Source organism: Cyclobacterium xiamenense (genome assembly GCF_900109255.1).
GTDB lineage: Bacteria > Bacteroidota > Bacteroidia > Cytophagales > Cyclobacteriaceae > Cyclobacterium > Cyclobacterium xiamenense.
In genome coordinates, this window is sequence record NZ_FNZH01000030.1 from 1 (window position 1) to 1169 (window position 1169).

The window sequence follows — 1169 nt, forward strand, 5'->3', positions numbered from 1 at the left end:
CGGGCGGCGCGTCGGCGAGCGTGCCCGTCGAGGACGTCCAGCTTCTCGAGGGCGATCGGCGCGACGGGCTCGGCGTCGGCGTCGGCGGTCGGGTCAACCAACTGGGGGATCGAAAACCCCAGCTCGCGTAAGTGATCGACCGCTTCAAAGAACGTCTCCCCCCGGATGTCGCTCGGGTCGGCCCCGGTATGATTGATGAGCCCGGCGTCGATCGCGGCCATAACCACAGGACCGCCATACCCACCGTCGTGTCCGGTGTCGTGCCAGATCCGATCGTCGATGTAATTCGCGGTTCCGCTGTCGTCGGACGATCCCCACACCGGGAGGAACGATCGCCGGTCGCGGGTCCATTCGCGAACGATCGTCCGCTCGCCGACACGCTTCGGATCGAGCCGGTCGATCGCGCGGAATATGTCGCGAATATCGTCGGTTGTTTCGTCGGCTGTCGTCGCCGTCGGTTCGTAGTCGTCGAGGTCGTAGTCGTCGCGGACGGTCGAGGGCGACGGGTCGGGGAGCTTCCCATTCGCGTCGAGGATCGCCCGGAGCGCGTCGTCGTTCCATTCGTTCACTTCCAGCGGGGTCCCCGCGATATGGTCCCCGTGTGTGATCGCGAGGTGCGTATTCGCGTAAATCTCTATTTTGGGGGGGTCGTCGTTCCCGCCCCACGGTTCGGTATCGATCTGCCATTTAGCCTCGGGGAGGTCGCGGGGAAGGTCGCCGATATAGGTCGCGTGAATGCCCCCGCCCGAGGTCGACACGTCGGCATACGTCACCCCCAGGTGCTCGAGGAGCGCCCGAAACGCCGGGTGTACCTCGCCGGTGTCGGGATCCCGGACGTCGTCGCCGTCGACGAACGCATACGGATCGCTCTCCCGTTGGATGAACGCGCGTCCATCAAGTCGGGGATCCCTTTCGATCCAGGCGTCGACAGTAGGCCCGTCGGCGTAGTTGGCTTCGAGCCCCCACTTCCACCGAGCGTCTTTTTCGGATTCCGCTTCAGGATGATCGCGGTCCGCCCACGGCGCGAACGCTTGTTTACCGACGGCTCCCATCCATTTCTCCAGCTCGTCGATCCCAGGCGGGTAGGTGTCCGGTTCGGTGGTCGTAAAGTCGACGCCCCCCCAGGTGTCCGCGTCGACGGCGCCGGTGTCGTTAACCAACACGCCTCC

General features: G+C 65.3%; 1 protein-coding gene. It reads right to left on the reverse strand.

Going from position 1 to position 1169, the window contains the following annotated elements; translation table 11 throughout:
* A partial coding sequence (locus BMW71_RS23840) for a hypothetical protein (RefSeq protein ID WP_218145632.1) occupies positions 1-1169 on the reverse strand: 1169 nt, incomplete at both ends.